16 protein-coding genes are annotated in these 16,146 nt (G+C 64.6%); 9 read left to right on the top strand and 7 right to left on the bottom strand.

Annotation, left to right across the window (positions count from 1 at the left end; all coding sequences use genetic code 11):
• Positions 1-92: 92 nt before the first annotated feature.
• Positions 93-827, bottom strand: coding sequence for a 16S rRNA (uracil(1498)-N(3))-methyltransferase (locus FFS37_RS14930; protein WP_137931709.1), 735 nt, complete (start codon positions 825-827; stop codon positions 93-95).
• Between the two features lie 31 nt (positions 828-858).
• On the bottom strand, positions 859-1,509 hold the full coding sequence (locus FFS37_RS14925; protein ID WP_137931708.1) for a hypothetical protein: 651 nt from the start codon (positions 1,507-1,509) through the stop codon (positions 859-861).
• Positions 1,510-1,596: 87 nt separating this feature from the next.
• Between FFS37_RS14925 and FFS37_RS14920 the strand changes: the two genes are divergently transcribed.
• The 4 genes from FFS37_RS14920 (at position 1,597) to FFS37_RS36455 (ending at position 4,753) form a co-directional block, all read left to right on the top strand.
• Positions 1,597-2,295, top strand: a complete 699-nt coding sequence (locus tag FFS37_RS14920) for a type 1 glutamine amidotransferase (RefSeq protein WP_137931807.1) — start codon at positions 1,597-1,599, stop codon at positions 2,293-2,295.
• A 319-nt stretch (positions 2,296-2,614) separates the two neighbouring features.
• Entirely contained in the window at positions 2,615-3,067 is a 453-nt protein-coding gene (locus tag FFS37_RS36015; RefSeq protein WP_210240458.1) for a hypothetical protein, read from the top strand.
• A 2-nt stretch (positions 3,068-3,069) separates the two neighbouring features.
• Positions 3,070-4,344, top strand: coding sequence for a methyltransferase family protein (locus FFS37_RS14910; protein WP_137931707.1), 1,275 nt, complete (start codon positions 3,070-3,072; stop codon positions 4,342-4,344).
• A 277-nt stretch (positions 4,345-4,621) separates the two neighbouring features.
• Positions 4,622-4,753 carry a hypothetical protein gene (locus FFS37_RS36455; protein ID WP_013893872.1) on the top strand — a complete coding sequence of 44 codons (132 nt, stop codon included), beginning with the start codon at positions 4,622-4,624 and terminating at the stop codon, positions 4,751-4,753.
• A gap of 32 nt (positions 4,754-4,785) precedes the next feature.
• Here the strand turns inward: FFS37_RS36455 and FFS37_RS14900 are convergent, their stop codons facing one another.
• The 3 genes from FFS37_RS14900 to FFS37_RS14890 are packed head-to-tail and all read right to left on the bottom strand — an operon-like array spanning position 4,786 to position 7,558.
• Positions 4,786-5,559 (bottom strand): metallophosphoesterase, encoded by a 774-nt coding sequence (locus FFS37_RS14900; RefSeq protein WP_137931706.1) that lies wholly within the window; start codon positions 5,557-5,559, stop codon positions 4,786-4,788.
• A 33-nt stretch (positions 5,560-5,592) separates the two neighbouring features.
• Positions 5,593-6,729 (bottom strand): alpha-hydroxy acid oxidase, encoded by a 1,137-nt coding sequence (locus FFS37_RS14895; protein WP_137931705.1) that lies wholly within the window; start codon positions 6,727-6,729, stop codon positions 5,593-5,595.
• Between the two features lie 25 nt (positions 6,730-6,754).
• Positions 6,755-7,558: a FadR/GntR family transcriptional regulator gene (locus tag FFS37_RS14890; protein WP_137931704.1), complete on the bottom strand. Its 804-nt coding sequence runs from the start codon at positions 7,556-7,558 to the stop codon at positions 6,755-6,757.
• A gap of 207 nt (positions 7,559-7,765) precedes the next feature.
• On the opposite strand from FFS37_RS14890, the gene FFS37_RS14885 reads away from it, so the two are divergent.
• The 5 genes from FFS37_RS14885 to glcF all read left to right on the top strand — a co-directional run bounded on the left by FFS37_RS14885 (position 7,766) and on the right by glcF (position 14,136).
• Positions 7,766-9,088: a DUF3422 family protein gene (locus FFS37_RS14885; protein ID WP_137931703.1), complete on the top strand. Its 1,323-nt coding sequence runs from the start codon at positions 7,766-7,768 to the stop codon at positions 9,086-9,088.
• 282 nt (positions 9,089-9,370) lie between these two features.
• A complete protein-coding gene (locus FFS37_RS14880) occupies positions 9,371-10,867 on the top strand; it encodes an FAD-linked oxidase C-terminal domain-containing protein (protein ID WP_137931702.1) in 1,497 nt (498 codons plus the stop codon).
• 2 nt (positions 10,868-10,869) lie between these two features.
• On the top strand, positions 10,870-11,382 hold the full coding sequence (locus FFS37_RS14875) for an endonuclease domain-containing protein (RefSeq protein ID WP_137931701.1): 513 nt from the start codon (positions 10,870-10,872) through the stop codon (positions 11,380-11,382).
• Positions 11,383-11,539: 157 nt separating this feature from the next.
• The gene (locus FFS37_RS14870) at positions 11,540-12,745 is read left to right on the top strand and encodes an FAD-binding protein (protein ID WP_137931700.1); all 1,206 of its coding nucleotides are present in this window, start codon (positions 11,540-11,542) and stop codon (positions 12,743-12,745) included.
• A 65-nt stretch (positions 12,746-12,810) separates the two neighbouring features.
• Positions 12,811-14,136, top strand: coding sequence for a glycolate oxidase subunit GlcF (gene glcF, locus FFS37_RS14865; RefSeq protein ID WP_137931699.1), 1,326 nt, complete (start codon positions 12,811-12,813; stop codon positions 14,134-14,136).
• Positions 14,137-14,148: 12 nt separating this feature from the next.
• Here the strand turns inward: glcF and FFS37_RS14860 are convergent, their stop codons facing one another.
• Complete coding sequence (locus tag FFS37_RS14860; RefSeq protein ID WP_137931698.1) at positions 14,149-15,069, bottom strand: bifunctional 5,10-methylenetetrahydrofolate dehydrogenase/5,10-methenyltetrahydrofolate cyclohydrolase; 921 nt, start codon at positions 15,067-15,069, stop codon at positions 14,149-14,151.
• A gap of 301 nt (positions 15,070-15,370) precedes the next feature.
• A complete protein-coding gene (locus FFS37_RS14855; protein WP_137931697.1) occupies positions 15,371-16,102 on the bottom strand; it encodes a L,D-transpeptidase in 732 nt (243 codons plus the stop codon).
• Between the last annotated feature and the right edge of the window lie 44 nt (positions 16,103-16,146).

The following is a 16,146-nucleotide window of genomic DNA, read 5'->3' as shown; positions in this document are numbered from 1 at the left end:
CGGTAAATGGACGAATTGTCAGCAGCCGATCAAGCGAAAAATCCTGAGCCACAGGTCAAGAGGAATTGAAGGCAAGCGGGAAGGAAGAGCGCTTACCAGTCTCCGATCGTTGCCTGCATCACGGCAAGCGCGGCCACCGCCGCCGTGTCGGCGCGCAGGATGCGTGGTCCGAGCGGGATCGCGGTGACGAAGGGAAGGGCGCGCAACATCCTGCGTTCCTCGTCAGAAAAGCCACCTTCCGGACCCACCAGCAATGCGAGTTTCCTGTCCTTCACCACCTGCAGGGCCGGCAGCGGATTGTTGGTGGAGGCATCCTCGTCGCAGAAGATCAACCGGCGCTCCTTGTCCCAACCCGTCAGCATGCGCTCGAACTTTTCAGCCTCGCGCACTTCCGGCACGGCCAGGATGCCGCATTGTTCCGCGGCCTCGACGACATTGGCGCGCAGCTTGTCGATCGAGGGTTTCGGCACTTGCGTGTGCTGGGTGATGACCGGTTGCAGGACGCCGGCGCCCATCTCGACCGCCTTCTGCACGAGATAATCGAGCCTGCCCTGCTTCAGCGGCGCGAAGCAATAGACGAGGTCGGGCAGCGGCGGCTGCGGCCGTTGCGGCGCCAGCACCTTGAGCCGCACCGCGCGCTTCGATTTCGCCGCGATGACCGCCGACCATTCGCCGTCGCGGCCGTTGAAGACAAGGATCTCCGCGCCTTCGTCAAGCCGCAGCACATGCAGGAGATAATGGCTCTGCTGCTGACCAGGCTCGAATTCGGCTTCAGGCCCGAGATCATCGGGCACGAACAGGCGTTGCATCTTGTAGTTTGCGCGCATGGCCGAGGAATGGGCGAGGCGGTCGCCGGCGTCAAGCCTCGGCGGAGGGATGCCACACCGGCCGAAAGCCGTGACGCAGGACGGCAAGCGTCGTCGCCGGCGTCAGCAATGCCAGTGGCTCATCACCGAATTGGGCAAGGGCGGCTGGCGGTCCATATCCGCCGAAAGACCAGCGCATCGCGCTGCCGTGACGCAAGGCATAGGCGGCGTTGCCGCCAGCCGAGACCATCGCGCCGTCGGGCAGGCGGGCAAGCTCGGCCACCGTCACGGCCGGCGGTTTGCCGCCCGCAGCCAGCCGCTCCTTGTGCAGCCGTTTGTCCACTTGCGGCGCGCGCGGTTCGGCAATCGCGAAGGCTTCGCCGAAGCGGCCGACGAATTCCTTGGCGCGTTCGCGCTGGCAGAAGAAACAGGGGCGATGCCCGGCGGCGAGCGCCGTCACCTCGTCGAGGAAGAACAGTTCGGTCCAGCCGGCCTTGCCTCCCGGCCGGTTGCGGCCCATCGGCTCGCGTCGCACGTTGCGGAATTGGCACACGCAGATGATCCAGGCGTGAAGCGCCCAGCGCTTCTTCAACAGCGTCTTCGTCGCGGGGTCGTGGATGATGCCGCGGTTGCCGGTGAACAGCCCGCGCTCCGGCACCGCATGGATGGCGCCGAACGGATCGACCCGGTTCTGCAGTGGCATAGTTCTCTCCTGGGATACGCATCTTGGCTGGAATGCCGGCGCCATGATATCGCTCCTGGCATCTTTTTCATGTCAGCAGGGTTTGCGATGCGGGTGCTGGTGGTCCAGAACTACGACAATACCGGCCTCGGTCAGGTCGGTGCGGCGCTCGCCGAAACGGGTGCCGATCTCGACGTGCGCTCGCCCTACAAGGGTGATCCGCTGCCGCAGGACGCAACCGGCCACGATGCCATGGTGGTGCTTGGTGGCGGCCAGAACGCGCTGGCCGACGCTGAGTACCCCTATTTCCCGGCACTGCTCGAACTTATCGGGGATTTTGCTGGCAAGGATCGTTCCGTGCTTGGCATCTGTCTCGGCAGCCAGCTCGTCGCCCGCGCCTTTGGTGGCGAGAACCGCATCGGCGGCGCCAATGAGTTCGGCTGGCGTGGCGTGTCGCTGACGCCGGACGCCAAAGCCGATCCGGTGCTGGCTGACCTGCCGGAAAAATTCCCGATCTTCCAATGGCACGACGATACGTTCGAACTGCCGGAGAATGCAGTTCGGCTGGCCGGCAACGAAGTTGCCGCAAACCAGGCGTTTCGCGTCGGCCGCGCCGTCTACGGCTTCCAGTTCCATTTCGAGGCCGACCGCCCGATGGTGAAGGACTGGAGTTCCTCCTTCGCGCCGACCATCGCCGCGCGCCATCCCGACTGGGCCGGCAAGCTCGATGGCGAGATGGCCCGCAACGGGCCGCAGGCCGATGCCGCGGGCCTCGCGATCGCCCGCGCCTGGGTGGCGACGATTTGAGCCGGCAACCGAGCCGCCGATCGACCGAAGCCGCGTATCGCTATTGCCATGACACCGTGCCATGGCATCGCGGAGATCCCCAGGATTACGGCCTGAACGGGGCCGCGGGGGCCCCAACATGAAAACGCAGCGCAACCGTCATATGACGACTGGCGCCGTTCGCGATGCTGCCTTCTACTGACTGCAGATTGAGCACATAGCGGTCGTGCGCGAGGGCAATGATACCCCGCTGGGTGGGTCCAGCGGGATCTCTGGCTGCGTCTCCAAGGCAGCAACTCTTGCGCATTGCCTCGTGTCGCTCTTGGCAGGGGGGCTTGTCATGAGGCTCGTTGGGTTTGTCGTAGGGTTCACGCTTGTCGCCGGTGGCACATGCGTCGCGGTCGCGCATGTCGCCGGCGACTTGCGGCGGTTGATGAAACCGGCAATCGGCGCCCCGGAGGTGCAATTGGCCTCGATGTGCACGCCTCGCGGCGGAGCCTGTGATTTCTGGGGAGGCAATGAGCCCAGGTCACGAAAGATCAGCGATGGATCGAGTGGCACGAGCGGCAGCAGCGGCCAGACTTCGGGCAATACCTCCGGTGGCACCAGCGGCGGCACGAGCGGCAGCAGCGGCCAGACCTCGGGCAATACCTCCGGTGGCACCAGCGGCGGCACGAGCGGCAGCAGCGGCCAGACCTCGGGCAACACCTCCGGTGGCACCAGCGGCGGCACGAGCGGCAGCAGCGGCCAGACTTCGGGCAACACCTCCGGTGGCACTAGCGGCGCTGGCTGACCTTGCTGGATGATCCGAAGAGGCTGCGTGCCGCCGATGCGCCGCCGCGATCGGCAACCGGGGCATGGAGTGGCATCGCCGGTCTTGCAGCCATGGTCGCGGCTGTGGTTGCGTTGCGTTCGTGGCAGCAGCCGGATTACGTCAAGACGCTCGCCGTTCTCGCCGTCGTCGCGCTCGCCATGGTCGTCGTCGACCTTCAGGTCTACCGGGTGCACCTCAATGCGTCATCCGGCCTGTCCGCGGCGCCGCTGCGGCCGTTCGATGCAAGGCGAACCCTGCGCAAGCTGGCCGGGCTGTGGCTCACCATCGGCGTCGTCGCGGCGCTCTACTGGCTGCTGCCGGTCTATGCCGATGGTTTTTACGATCCCTTCAAGCAGGCGGCGTTCTACTGCCTGCCGGCGCTGGTGTTGCTTTCACCCGTGTACATCGCCTTTGTCGACCGCCGGCAGCGCCAGCCCGAGGATGCCTATGCCGAGCTTGGCCGCCTCATCGCCGGCGGTCGACCCGACCGGTCGATGCTCGCGGCACATGGCCGAGGCTGGATCATCAAGGGTTTCTTCCTGCCCTTGATGTTCATCTACACCAGCAATGATCTCGCCGCGCTCTGGGCACGTTCGCCACCGATGCCGATGGACAATTTCGAGCATTTCTTCTCCTTCGGCATGGACTTTCTCTATCTGGTCGACGTTCTCTTCGGCACGGTCGCCTATGCGCTCACCTTGCGCCTGACCGACAGCCAGATACGCTCGGCCGAGCCGACTGTCGCAGGATGGGTGGTCTGCCTGTTCTGCTATCCGCCATTCTGGGGTTCGGTCGGGGTCCAATATCTGGCCTATGATCAGGACGGCGCCTATTGGGTTCATTTCCTCGGGCCGTACCCGTTGCTTTACGGACTCTGGGGCAGCATCATTCTGGCATTGGTTCTGGTCTATGTCTGGGCGACCGTCTCCTTTGGCCTGCGGTTCTCGAACCTCACCAATCGCGGCATCATAACCAACGGGCCATATCGCTGGGTCAAGCATCCCGCCTATCTCTGCAAGAGCATCAGCTGGTGGATGATCTCGATGCCGTTCCTGAGCACGATGGGCTGGACGACGGCCGTGCAGTCGTGCCTGCTGCTCGCCGGCGTGAATGCGGTCTACTGGCTGCGCGCGGTAACCGAGGAGCGCCATCTCGCGGCCGATCCGGCCTATCGCGAATACCAGGAGTTCATTGCCCGCCACGGTCTGTGGGCAAGGATGCAGCGCTGCCTGCCCAGGCGCGAAAAGGCGGCCTGACGCAAGGCGTGACATAATTGGCACGCGGCCCTGAATCCGTCTGGGGAAAACACCTTTCATCCTTGGCTTGTGTGCGCCCGACATCCTAGAAGGCGCGCGCTCCGCAATCGGCTGTGCAACCGGGATGAACCTTTTGTGTGACCCGTGCGACACACCACCGATACAGAACACGCCTAGAAGCGCGAAATCGTCGAAACTTTGAGACGTATTTTCCGTTTCAACGCATTGGTAACCGTCCCATGCACAGATGCAGAAAGCTCAACAAGAGATGACTTCCGTGAAAGCAGCGCTTCTGTCCTTTGCCATGCTGTCCGCCATCGTGCTTTGCGGTCTGGGTATCTACGCCGCGGATGCCGCCAACAATCACAACGCCGTCGACGGCTACGGCGTTACCGCTTCCCTTCGCTAAGCAGGAACAGCCTTCGCGCCCACGACGCGCGATCAGGCTTCCTTTATCGCCATTTCCAGTATGCGCTTGTCCGCTTCGTCCACGACGAGCGCGGTAAGCATGCCGGATTGCCAGGCGAGCGTGTCGACATTGACACGATTGGCCATCACTTCCGCTTCCGGCACCGGGGTGTGGCCATGCACCACGATCTTCGGGAAGAGACCGCTGTGATCGTGAAAAGCATCGCGGATCCAGATCAGGTCCTGCGGGTTCTGCTTCTCCAGCGCCACGCCCGGCCGGATGCCGGCATGGCAGAAGAAGAAGTCGCCGAAGCTCATTGAGAACGGCAGTGAGCGCAGGAAGTCGACATGGCCTTGCGGCATGGCCTCCAGCAGGGCCTGATGCCCCCTGCGCAAGGCGGAATCGGCCTTTCCGAACCATATGCCGCTGCCATTGTTCATCGCGACCCCATAGGACTGCGCGGTCTGGATGCCGCCGAAGCGGATGAACAGGCCTTCGGGGTCGGGGGTCTTGAGAAAGTCGAGAAAGCCGATGTCGTGGTTGCCGGCCAGCATCAGGTTTCGCGGATCGCGTTCCCGCGCCTCGATCAGGAAATCGATCACGCCCTTCGAATCGGGGCCGCGGTCGACATAGTCGCCAAGATGGATGATGCGCCAGTCCCGAACCCGATCTCTCGCGATCTCGGCCTCGATCTGGCCGTGCATTGCGGCGAGCAGGTCGAACCGGCCGTGTACGTCGCCGATCGCATAGAGACGCACACCGTCCGGCCCTTGTGCGTCGAGGAAATGGATGCCGGATTCCGCCAACGTCTTGTCATCTCCGTGGTCAGATGTCGCGGGCTAGCGCCGGAGCTGGTCCTTGCCCATGTCGGTGACCAGACGCTTTCCGCACAGCGCCAGCGTGATGTCCATCTCCTTGCGGATGATTTCCAGTGCTTTGGTAACCCCTTCCTTGCCGAGCGCGCCCAGGCCGTAAAGAAAGGGCCTGCCGATATAGGTGCCCTTGGCGCCGAGGCAAAGCGCCTTGAGTACATCCTGGCCGGAGCGGATGCCGCCGTCCATATGCACTTCTATCTGGTCGCCGACCGCGTCCGCAATCTCTTCCAGCGCCATGATCGAGGACGACGCGCCATCGAGCTGGCGCCCGCCATGGTTGGAAACCACGATCGCGTCGGCGCCGGTCTTGGCGGCCATCAGTGCATCCTCCTTGTCGAGAATGCCCTTGAGGATCAGCTTGCCGCCCCAACGCTCCTTGATCCAGGCAACGTCTTTCCAGGAAAGCTGCGGGTCGAACTGCTCCGTCGTCCAGGACGCCAGCGAAGAGACGTCGCCGACACCCTTGGCGTGGCCGACGATGTTGCGGAAGGTGCGCCGCTTGGTGCCGGCTATCCCCAGGCACCAGCGTGGCTTGGTGGCGAGGTCGATGATGTTGGCCAGCGTCATCTTGGGCGGCGCTGAAAGCCCGTTGCGGACATCCTTGTGGCGCTGGCCGAGAATCTGCAGGTCGAGCGTCAGCACCAGTGCGGAACACTTGGCCGCCTTCGCCCGGTCTATCAGATTGAGCACGAAATCCTTGTCGCGCAGCACATAGAGCTGGAACCAGAACGGTTTCTTCGTCGCCGAGGCGACATCCTCGATGGAACAGATGCTCATCGTCGACAGCGTGAACGGCACGCCGAATTCCTCGGCGGCCTGCGCGGCCAGCATCTCGCCGTCGGCATGCTGCATGCCCGTCAGGCCGGTCGGGGCCAGCGCCACCGGCATCGCCACCTTCTGGCCGATCATGGTCGATTCCAGCGAGCGGTTGCTCATGTCGACCAGGACGCGCTGGCGGAACTTGATCTTCTGGAAGTCCTCTTCGTTCGCCCGGTAGGTGCTCTCCGTCCAGGCGCCGGAATCGGCATAGTCGAAGAACATCTTCGGCACCCGCCGCCGCGCGAGGTCCTTGAGGTCTGCGATGGTTAGAATGTCGCTCATGAGGGTTCCCCGCTGGATCAGTTGATTAGGAGCGGCTGCGTGCCGGTTCGATCTCGCCGGCTTCCGAACGTTGCCGCAGCCGCAGCCGCGAGACGCGTTGCCAGTCGCCGCTGCGTTCGGCTTCCGCCATCGATCGCTCGACATAGGTGATGTGGTCCATGGCCGCCTGCCGCGCGCCGGCCGGATCGCCGGCTTTGACGGCGGCATGGATTGCCCGGTGCTGCGCCAGCAGCGCCTCGCGCGCGCCGGGCACGGTGAACACCAGCAGCCGGTTCTGGAACACGCCTTCCGACAAAAGCCGGTAGCAGGAGCGCAGCGTGTGCAGGAGCAGGATGTTGTGGGCGCATTCGCAGATCGCATGATGGAATTCGACATCGATTTCGGCCTCGTCGTCGAAATCGCCGGTGCGGTGCGCATCGTCCATGCGCGCCATGATGCGGTCGAGCAGTGCCAGATCCTCGGGAGTGGCGCGCCGCGCCGCGTATTCGGCGGCTATGCCTTCGACCTCGCGCCGGTATTCCAGATAATCGGTCACCGCCTTGCGATGCATCGAGATCAGGTCCGCCACCGGTTTGGTGAACAGCTGGCCGATGATGTCGGCGACATGGGTGCCGCCGCCGGCCTTGGTGCTCAGCAGGCCGCGCCCTTCGAGCGCTTTCAGCGCATCGCGCAGGATCGGCCGCGACACATCGAACTGGCGCGCCAGCTCGCGCTCGCCCGGCAGCCGGTCGCCGGTGCGCAGTACGCCTTCGAGGATGAGGCTCTCGATCTGCTGCACCACCTCGTCGGCGGTGCGCGAATGCTCGATCCTGGAAAAAATATCGCTCAACGGACATGCCTGGAAGGTGAACCGGTGTCGCGCAGAATAAAGCCTGCGTCGCCAACTGGTCAAATTATTTATCCAATTCGTCGAAGGCGGTCGCTTCCGGGGCTCTGGAAGCGGATCGTTCCCGGCTAAACTCGCTGTTTGCGTCATCTGGTGTTTCGCCCTAGAGGGACGCGACTGCACGCGAGGTCGAGAACAGGGGGACCAGCCGTGGCGGACGAGACGTCCAATCTTGAATTCCAGCCGCGCACCCAGGGCAGCGTCATGGGCTTCCCGGCGCATGAGGGACGCCCGGGCGCGCTTGGCGAGGTTCATGCCCGTCCGCATCCGCTGGTCGATAAGCCGCGTGTGCTGGTCCAGCTCTCCTTCATGACCGAAGGAGGGTCCGCGGTCGATCATGCCGTGCTCTCGGAACTCTCGCGCCGCCTCGGCATCGCCGCCCCTGAACGGCATGCCCGCCACCATGCCATGAAATGGGGCAAGGGGTCGCTGCGCTGGGAGCGGCATACGGAATTCTCGACCTATCTCTGGGAAGGGCCGCTTTCCGAAAATGGCCGCACCCAGGAGGACTCGCCGTTCGGCAACGGCTTTTCGCCGCCTGGCACCGTCATCTCGGGCATCCGGCTCGAAATCCGCAAATGGACGCAGGCCAGCGAGCGCCTTATCGCCGCCTTCGATCCGACGAGCCTGTGCTATTCGCTGGTCGAGCGGGGCGCGGCCGCCATCATCACCGATTTCCGGCAGGATGGTGACGGCATGACCCGCATGCTGGTGCTTGATCGCGGCCTGACGCCGGCCAGCACCGGCGCCCTGTGCCAGCGGCTGATCGACATCGAGACCTATCGGACGCTGGCCATGCTCGGTCTGCCGCTGGCGCTGACCTTGTCCGGCCGCGCCCGCCGCATCGAAGACCGGCTGGCGCAGACCACGCTGGAAATGAAGGTGGCGCAGACCCGCGACAGCCAGACCCTGCTTGCAGACCTGACCGAACTGGCCGCCGAGCTTGAGGCCGATGCCGCCTCCAGCCTCTACCGCTTCGGCGCCAGCCGCGCCTATGACGGCATCGTTACGGAACGGCTGGAGGCGCTGGAGGAGGAGGCTGTCCAGGGCTACGACACCTGGGCGGGGTTTCTGCTGCGGCGCATGGCGCCGGCCATGCGCACCTGCCGCTCGGTGGAGGAGCGTCAGGCCAACCTGTCGCGCAAGCTCACCCGCGCCACGACGCTGCTGCGCACCTGGGTCGATGTCGAGGTCGAGAAGCAGAACCGCGACCTGCTTGCCTCGATGAACAACCGCGCCCGCCTGCAACTGCGCCTGCAGCAGACGGTCGAAGGCCTCTCGGTCGCCGCCGTCTCCTATTACGTCGTCGGGCTGATCGGTTACGTTGCCAAGGGCGTTTCTGTTTTCGGCCACGCCTTCGCGCCGGAAGTCGTCACCGCCGCCTCCGTGCCTGTCGCCATCCTGCTGGTCTGGTGGGGCGTGCGCCGCGTGCGGCGGATGCATTCCGAACCGGCCAGGCACCCGGGCGAGTAGCGGCGTCTTTACCCTCCCACCTGTGGGGCGGGTCGGCTCATGATCGCAGCGAAGCGAAGATCGTGAGACGGGGTGGGGGTCCTCGTAGAGCGCCGCGCAGCCCCCACCCCGCTCACTTCGTTCGCGACACTCCCCACGATGGGGAGGGTAAGATAGCGGCAGATTGCCGCTGCGGAAGCTTGTCCTGGCCATCGAGTGATGGTCTCCACTATCGCAGCATTTGCAACGGACGCGCTTCACTGGTAAAAGATTTTGACCAGTGTAGCGGAAATGGGGCTGCTGATGTCCGGCCTTGCGATGCCGAAACCAGACGACGCCACGATGCGCCGGCGCGACGAGATTGTCGCCGACATGCGCATCATCGTGCCGGGCGAGGGCGTGGTCGACGCGGCAAACGCCATGCGCGCCTTCGAGAGCGACGGTCTGACCGCCTATCGTCAGCTGCCGCTGGTGGTGGTGCTGCCCGAGACGGTGGCCCAGGTCTCGCGGGTGCTGAAATATTGCAACGACCGCAACATCCGCGTCGTGCCGCGCGGATCCGGAACGTCGCTGTCGGGCGGCGCATTGCCGCTGGAAGACGCGGTTCTGCTGGTCATGAGCCGCTTCAACCGCATCCTCCAGGTCGACTATCCCAACCGCATCGTCGTCGCCCAGCCGGGTGTCACCAATCTCGGCATCACCGTCGCTGTCGAGCAGGAGGGCTTCTACTACGCCCCCGATCCATCCTCCCAGATCGCCTGCTCGATCGGCGGCAATGTCGCGGAGAATTCCGGCGGCGTGCACTGTCTGAAATACGGCCTCACCGCCAACAATGTGCTGGGCATCGAGATGGTGCTGATGAATGGCGAGGTGGTGCGGCTCGGCGGTAGTCATCTCGACGCCGAAGGCTATGACCTGCTTGGCGTCATGACCGGTTCGGAAGGCCTGCTCGGTGTCGTCACCGAGGTCACCGTCCGCATATTGAAGAAGCCGGAAACGGCCCGCGCGCTGCTGATCGGCTTCCCGACCAGCGAGCAGGGCGGCCAATGCGTCGCCGACATCATCGGCGCCGGCATCATTCCGGGCGGCATGGAAATGATGGACCGGCCGGCGATTCACGCGGCCGAGGATTTCGTCCATGCCGGTTATCCCCTGGATGTCGAGGCTTTGCTGATCGTCGAACTCGACGGTCCCGGTGTCGAGGTCGATCATCTCATCACCGCGGTCGAGGCGATCGCTATCCGCAACGGCTCGACCACCTGCCGCATCTCGCAGTCCGAGCAGGAGCGGCTGAGTTTCTGGGCCGGCCGCAAGGCGGCCTTCCCGGCGGTCGGCCGCATCTCACCGGACTACTACTGCATGGACGGCACGATCCCGCGCAAGGAACTCCCGCGCGTCCTGGCCGGCATGCGCGAACTGTCGGAAAAATACGGCCTCGGCGTCGCCAACGTCTTCCACGCCGGCGACGGCAATCTTCATCCGTTGATCCTCTACGACGCCAACGTGCCGGGCGAGCTCGACAAGGCCGAAAGCTTTGGCGCCGACATATTGCGGCTGTGCGTCAAGGTTGGCGGCGTGCTGACGGGTGAGCATGGCGTGGGCGTCGAAAAACGCGACCTGATGCCGGAGATGTTCAGCCAGGTCGACCTTGACCAGCAGATGCGCGTCAAATGCGCGTTCGACCCCAACCACCTGCTCAACCCGGGCAAGGTCTTCCCGCAACTGCGCCGCTGCGCCGAACTCGGGCGCATGCACGTGCACCGGGGGCAGGTGGCCTTTCCGGACATTCCGAGGTTTTGAGGATGGCTTATCAGAACGGGGGTTCCTCGCCCCCGCAAAGCGGGGGAGAGGTGGCTCGGGCGAAGCCCGAGACGGAGAGGGGGACACCCTATCAGCCAAGCCGCCGGTCGCCCGAAAAGATCGCCCGTGCTCGCGTGCTCCGTCACGGGGACAACCAGGCTGAGGCTACCCTCTGGAGTGAACTGAAGGCCAAAAGGCTGGGCGGCTACAAATTCGTTCGGCAGATGCCGCTTGGTTCGTACTTCGCAGACTTTGCCTGTCGCAGCGAAAAGCTGGTCGTCGAGTTGGATGGGGGGCAGCACGCCGAGAGCTCCTATGACAGACGACGCGATGAATTCATGCGCGGCGAGGGGTTTTCAGTGCTTCGCTTCTGGAACGTCGATGTTCTCAAGAGCCCCCGGAGTGTCTGCGAAACCATTCTTGCGGCACTCGAAGGACGACTAGCTGACGGCGTGATCGCCACGGATCTGAGGTTCGTTTTTACAGCTAAAAAATCCGCAGGTGGCGCTCTATGATGGCCCCATCTCCGTCTCGGGCTTCGCCCGAGCCACCTCTCCCCCACTTTGTGGGGGCGAGGAACCCAAGCCTTCCAAGGCAGCGATTTCGACCATCGATGTTTCCTCGCCTCTGTGAAAGCGAGTTCAGGTGGCCACAGAGTGGGGAGCACAGGCTTTGACCACCTTCACCCCGACCACCCCGGACGAAGTCCTCTCCTCCATTGCCTGGGCGGTGGCGGAAGAGTCGCCGCTCGAAATCCTCGGTCACGGCTCCAAGCGCGGCATCGGCCGTCCGCTGCAGACGGAGCACACGCTTGACCTGTCGAAACTCACCGGCGTCGCGCTTTACGAGCCCGCCGAGCTGGTGCTGCAGGCCAAGGCCGGCACGCCGCTGGCCGAGATCGAGATGTTGTTGGCGCAAAATGGCCAACAGCTTGCCTTCGAGCCGATGGATTATGGCCCGCTGCTTGGCGGCGAGCCAGGCAAAGGCACGATCGGCGGCGTCCTTGCCGCGAACCTGTCAGGGCCGCGCCGGCTGAAGGCTGGTGCGGCGCGCGATCATATCCTGGGTATCAACGTCGTGTCCGGGCGCGGCGAGGCCTTCAAGTCCGGTGGTCGCGTCGTCAAGAACGTCACCGGCTACGACCTGTCCAAGCTGATGGCCAACAGCTGGGGCACGCTGGCCGTGTTCACCGACGTCACCTTCAAGGTGCTGCCATCAGCCGAGACCGAGGTGACGCTCGCGGTGCGCGGCCTGCTCGACGATGCTGCGGCAAGCGCCATGGCGCTGGCGCTCGGCTCCAGCGCCGAAGTGTCGAGCGCCGCCCATCTGCCGGAGCGCATCGCCGCGCGGGTCGCCGGTGGCGCGCTCGGCAGCGAAGCCGCTACGCTGCTGCGCGTCGAAGGTTTTGGCCCGTCCGTCGCCTATCGTATTGCGGCGCTGAAGACGCTGTTCGGCAAGGCCGGGCCGCTGGAGGAGATTGCCGGCGAGGCTTCGCAGCTGATCTGGCGCGATGTGCGCGATTGCAAGCCTTTTGCCGACGGCAGCGACAAACCGGTCTGGCGTGTGTCGATGGCGCCTTCGCAGGCTCACCAGATGGTGCTGACGCTGCGCATGCAGGCCGCCGTCAGCGCCTTCTACGACTGGCAGGGCGGGCTGGTCTGGCTACGCATGGAGGAGGGCGACCCTGAGGCCGCCCTGCTGCGAGGCTTGTTGAGGAAACATGGCGGCGGTCATGCGACGCTGGCGCGCGCTGCGCCTGCCCATCGCGCCGCCCTGCCGGTGTTCGAGCCGCAGCCGCCGGCGCTGGCCGCGCTCGGCCAGCGGCTGAAGCAGGAATTCGATCCCAAGAACATCCTCAATCCCGGCCGCATGGCCTAGAGCAATTCCAGGAAAACTGTGAAACGGTTTTCGCTCGGGAATTGCGTCTAAACAGAGCGTCAGAGATGCAGACCAATTTTTCGCCCAACCAGCTTGCCGACCCCCACGTTGCTGAGTCGGAGAAAATCCTGCGCAAATGCGTGCATTGCGGCTTCTGTACCGCCACCTGCCCGACCTATGTGACGCTGGGCAACGAGCTGGATTCGCCGCGCGGCCGCATCTATCTCATCAAGGACATGCTGGAAAACGGCCGTCCGGCCGACAAGGAGATCGTCACCCATATCGACCGCTGCCTGTCCTGTTTGGCGTGCATGACCACCTGTCCGTCCGGCGTCAATTACATGCATCTGGTCGACCATGCCCGCGCCCATATCCAGGAGACCTACAAGCGACCGCTGATTGACCGGCTGACCCGCGCGATGCTGGCCTTCGTTCTGCCCTATCCCCGGCGGTTCCGCGCCGCGCTCAAACTGGCGAAACTGGGCAGGCCCTTCATCGGCCTGTTCGAGAGGATACAGGCGCTGAAGCCGCTGGCCGCGATGCTGAAGCTCGCACCGGCTTCAATCCCGGCGGCCTCGCCGATGGCCTCTCCGGGCAGTCATGCCGGGCAGGGAGCGAAACGAGGCCGTGTCGCGATCCTGACCGGCTGCGCCCAGTCGGTCCTTGATCCGGCCATCAACGAAACCACCATCTCGCTGCTGACGCGGCTTGGGATCGAGGTCGTGGTGCCGCCCGGCGAAGGCTGTTGCGGCGCGCTGGTCCATCATATGGGGCGCGAAGAGGCGGCCCTTGCCTCGGCGAGGCAAAATGTCGATGCCTGGACGCGCGCCATCGATCAGGGTGGGCTCGACGCCATCATCATCACCGCGTCCGGCTGCGGCACGACGATCAAGGATTACGGCTTCATGCTGCGCCTCGACCCGGCCTACGCCGCCAAGGCCGCGCGAGTCTCCGCCCTGGCCAAGGACATTACCGAATATCTGGCCGGCATCGAGCTGCCGGAGCCGGCGCGCAAGCCCGGCACGGTCGTGGCCTATCACTCGGCCTGTTCGATGCAGCACGGGCAGAAAATCACCCGCCAGCCGAAGGAGCTTCTGGCCAAGGCCGGGTTCATCGTGCGCGAGCCGCGCGAGGGACACCTGTGCTGCGGTTCGGCCGGCACCTACAACATCCTGCAGTCCGAGATTTCGGCCAGGCTACGCGACCGCAAGGTGAAGAATATCGAGGCGACCGGCGCCGCAATCGTCGCCACCGGGAACATCGGCTGTATCACGCAGATCGCTTCGGCCGCCAGCATGCCGGTCGTGCACACGGTAAAGCTGCTCGACTGGGCTTATGGCGGTCCAAGGCCCGAAGGTGTCCGGGAAGAAAGTCTCGTAGCCGCAGAATAGGACGCGGCCGCGCTATTCCGCCGCGAGCTGGTCCGCCACGCCGTAGGTCGCGCGATAGAGCGCGCGCTGGCGGTTGAGCGCCACCATGGTGTTGCGAAGCAGGATCGCCACAGTAAGCGGGCCGACGCCGCCCGGCACCGGCGTGATCCAGGACGCCACTTCCTTGACGCTGTCGGTGTCGACGTCGCCGACGATGCGGCTTTCGCCATCGGGGCCGATTTCCGAATTGATGCCGATGTCGATGACGCAGGCGCCGGGCTTCACCATATCGGCCTTGATCAGCCGCGGCTTGCCAACGGCGACGAACAGCGCATCGGCGCGCCTCGCGTGCGCGGCGAGCGAGCGGGTCATGTGATGGCAGACCGTCACTGTCGCGCCCTCGCTCATCAGCAGGAAGGCGATCGGCTTGCCGACGATCTCGGAATGGCCGACGACGACGACCTCGAGCCCTTTGAGCTCGAGCCCGGTTTCCTTCAGCAGTTCGACCGAGGCCGCCGCCGTGCAGGGCGCCAGATCGAGCTGGTTGTAGACGATGTTGCCGATCGAGGCCGGATGCATGCCTTCGACATCCTTCAGCGGATGCACTGCCGCCTGCAATGTCTTGATCGGAATATGCGCGGGAACCGGCCGCTGGATGATGATGCCGGTGACGCGTGGATCGGCATTGAGGCCGTGGATGGCGGCTTCGAGCTCACCCGCGGTGATGTCGGCGGCGAAGCGCCTCTCCTCGAAGCTGATGCCGGCAAGGGCGGCCTTGGCGCGCTGGTTGCGCACATAGACGTCGACGGCGTCGGTGTCGCCAACGGTGATAGAAACCAGTTTCGGCGGAAAGCCTTCCGCTGTGGCGATCGCCGCGTCTTCGCGCACCGAGGCGATGATGCGCTGGGCGACCGGGCCACCCCTGAGATAGCGGCTGTCGTCGATCCGGTTCATGATGGGCACCTCTGCCTTCTCAGGCAATTCCAGGGAAAATCCGAAGCCGGTCTCCCTGCGGAATTACGCAAAACTACTAATTGTGCGCTGCAATAGCAGAGGCAGGCCGGGAAATCAGCCCCGAAATGCGAACCGTCCTGCTTCCGGGACGACTTGCCGCTCCCTGCGGCACGAACCTTAAACGAAAAGGGCAGCGCGGTTTCCCGCGCTGCCCTTTCTGACCGGCCGCATCCCCATACGACCCGTCCCCCGTTATTCCTTCCGATCCAGCCGGAGCTGGATCAGTGATTCGTCACGGCGATCATATCACCTCGACGGTGGTTCCGACATTGACCCTCTCATAGAGGTCGACCACGTCCTCGTTGCGCATGCGGATGCAGCCCGACGACACCGCGCCGCCGATCGTCCAGGGCTGGTTCGTGCCGTGGATGCGGTACTCGGTCGTGCCGAGGTAGAGCGCGCGGGCGCCGAGCGGGTTCTCGATGCCGCCGGCGAGGTAGGTCGGCAGGTAGCGGCCCTTGGCGGCCTCGCGCTTGATCATCTCGGTCGGCGGGCGCCAATCCGGCCACTCGCGCTTGTTGGTGATCTTGTGCGTGCCCGACCATTCGAAGCCCGGCTTGCCGGTGCCGACGCCGTAGCGCCGCGCCTTGCCGTCCTTCTCGATCAGGAAGAGGAAGTTCTGGTGGGTGTCGATAACGATCGTGCCGGGCTTCTGCTTGCCGTCATAGGCAACTTCCTGCGGCAGGTACATCGGGTTGATCTGCGGGCGCATCACCATGCGTTTGGCCGGCGCCGGCACACCCGCCGTCTGCACCCGGTTGGGCTGCGCATAGCGCACGCGGGGCTGCTGCTGCACGGCCTGCCGGTTCTGCCGCACGATGCCCGGTGCGTGGCCGAGCTGCAGCACCCAGGGTGCGGAAAGATCGGGGCTCACCATCACCGGCGGCCTGTCGGCATAGCGGTCGTCTGCGTGCGAAGGCATGACGCTTGCGGCAAGGATCGCCGCACTGAACAAAGGAAGCAGGAATTTCATCGGAACGCACCTTGATCGTCGGACACCCGGGCAAGAAACGCTCC

It is taken from the genome of Mesorhizobium comanense (assembly GCF_005503535.1).
GTDB lineage: Bacteria > Pseudomonadota > Alphaproteobacteria > Rhizobiales > Rhizobiaceae > Mesorhizobium > Mesorhizobium comanense.
Note: the sequence above shows the minus strand (reverse complement) of the source record. Positions and strands in the feature narration are given on the sequence as shown.

Coding starts and splice junctions, on each gene's coding strand:
- FFS37_RS14930 (WP_137931709.1), bottom strand. CDS start 827: ATGCGCGCAAACTACAAGATGCAACGCCTGTTCGTGCCCGATGATCTC.
- FFS37_RS14925 (WP_137931708.1), bottom strand. CDS start 1,509: ATGCCACTGCAGAACCGGGTCGATCCGTTCGGCGCCATCCATGCGGTG.
- FFS37_RS14920 (WP_137931807.1), top strand. CDS start 1,597: ATGCGGGTGCTGGTGGTCCAGAACTACGACAATACCGGCCTCGGTCAG.
- FFS37_RS36015 (WP_210240458.1), top strand. CDS start 2,615: ATGAGGCTCGTTGGGTTTGTCGTAGGGTTCACGCTTGTCGCCGGTGGC.
- FFS37_RS14895 (WP_137931705.1), bottom strand. CDS start 6,729: ATGAGCGACATTCTAACCATCGCAGACCTCAAGGACCTCGCGCGGCGG.
- FFS37_RS14880 (WP_137931702.1), top strand. CDS start 9,371: ATGTCCGGCCTTGCGATGCCGAAACCAGACGACGCCACGATGCGCCGG.
- FFS37_RS14875 (WP_137931701.1), top strand. CDS start 10,870: ATGGCTTATCAGAACGGGGGTTCCTCGCCCCCGCAAAGCGGGGGAGAG.
- glcF (WP_137931699.1), top strand. CDS start 12,811: ATGCAGACCAATTTTTCGCCCAACCAGCTTGCCGACCCCCACGTTGCT.
- FFS37_RS14860 (WP_137931698.1), bottom strand. CDS start 15,069: ATGAACCGGATCGACGACAGCCGCTATCTCAGGGGTGGCCCGGTCGCC.
- FFS37_RS14855 (WP_137931697.1), bottom strand. CDS start 16,102: ATGAAATTCCTGCTTCCTTTGTTCAGTGCGGCGATCCTTGCCGCAAGC.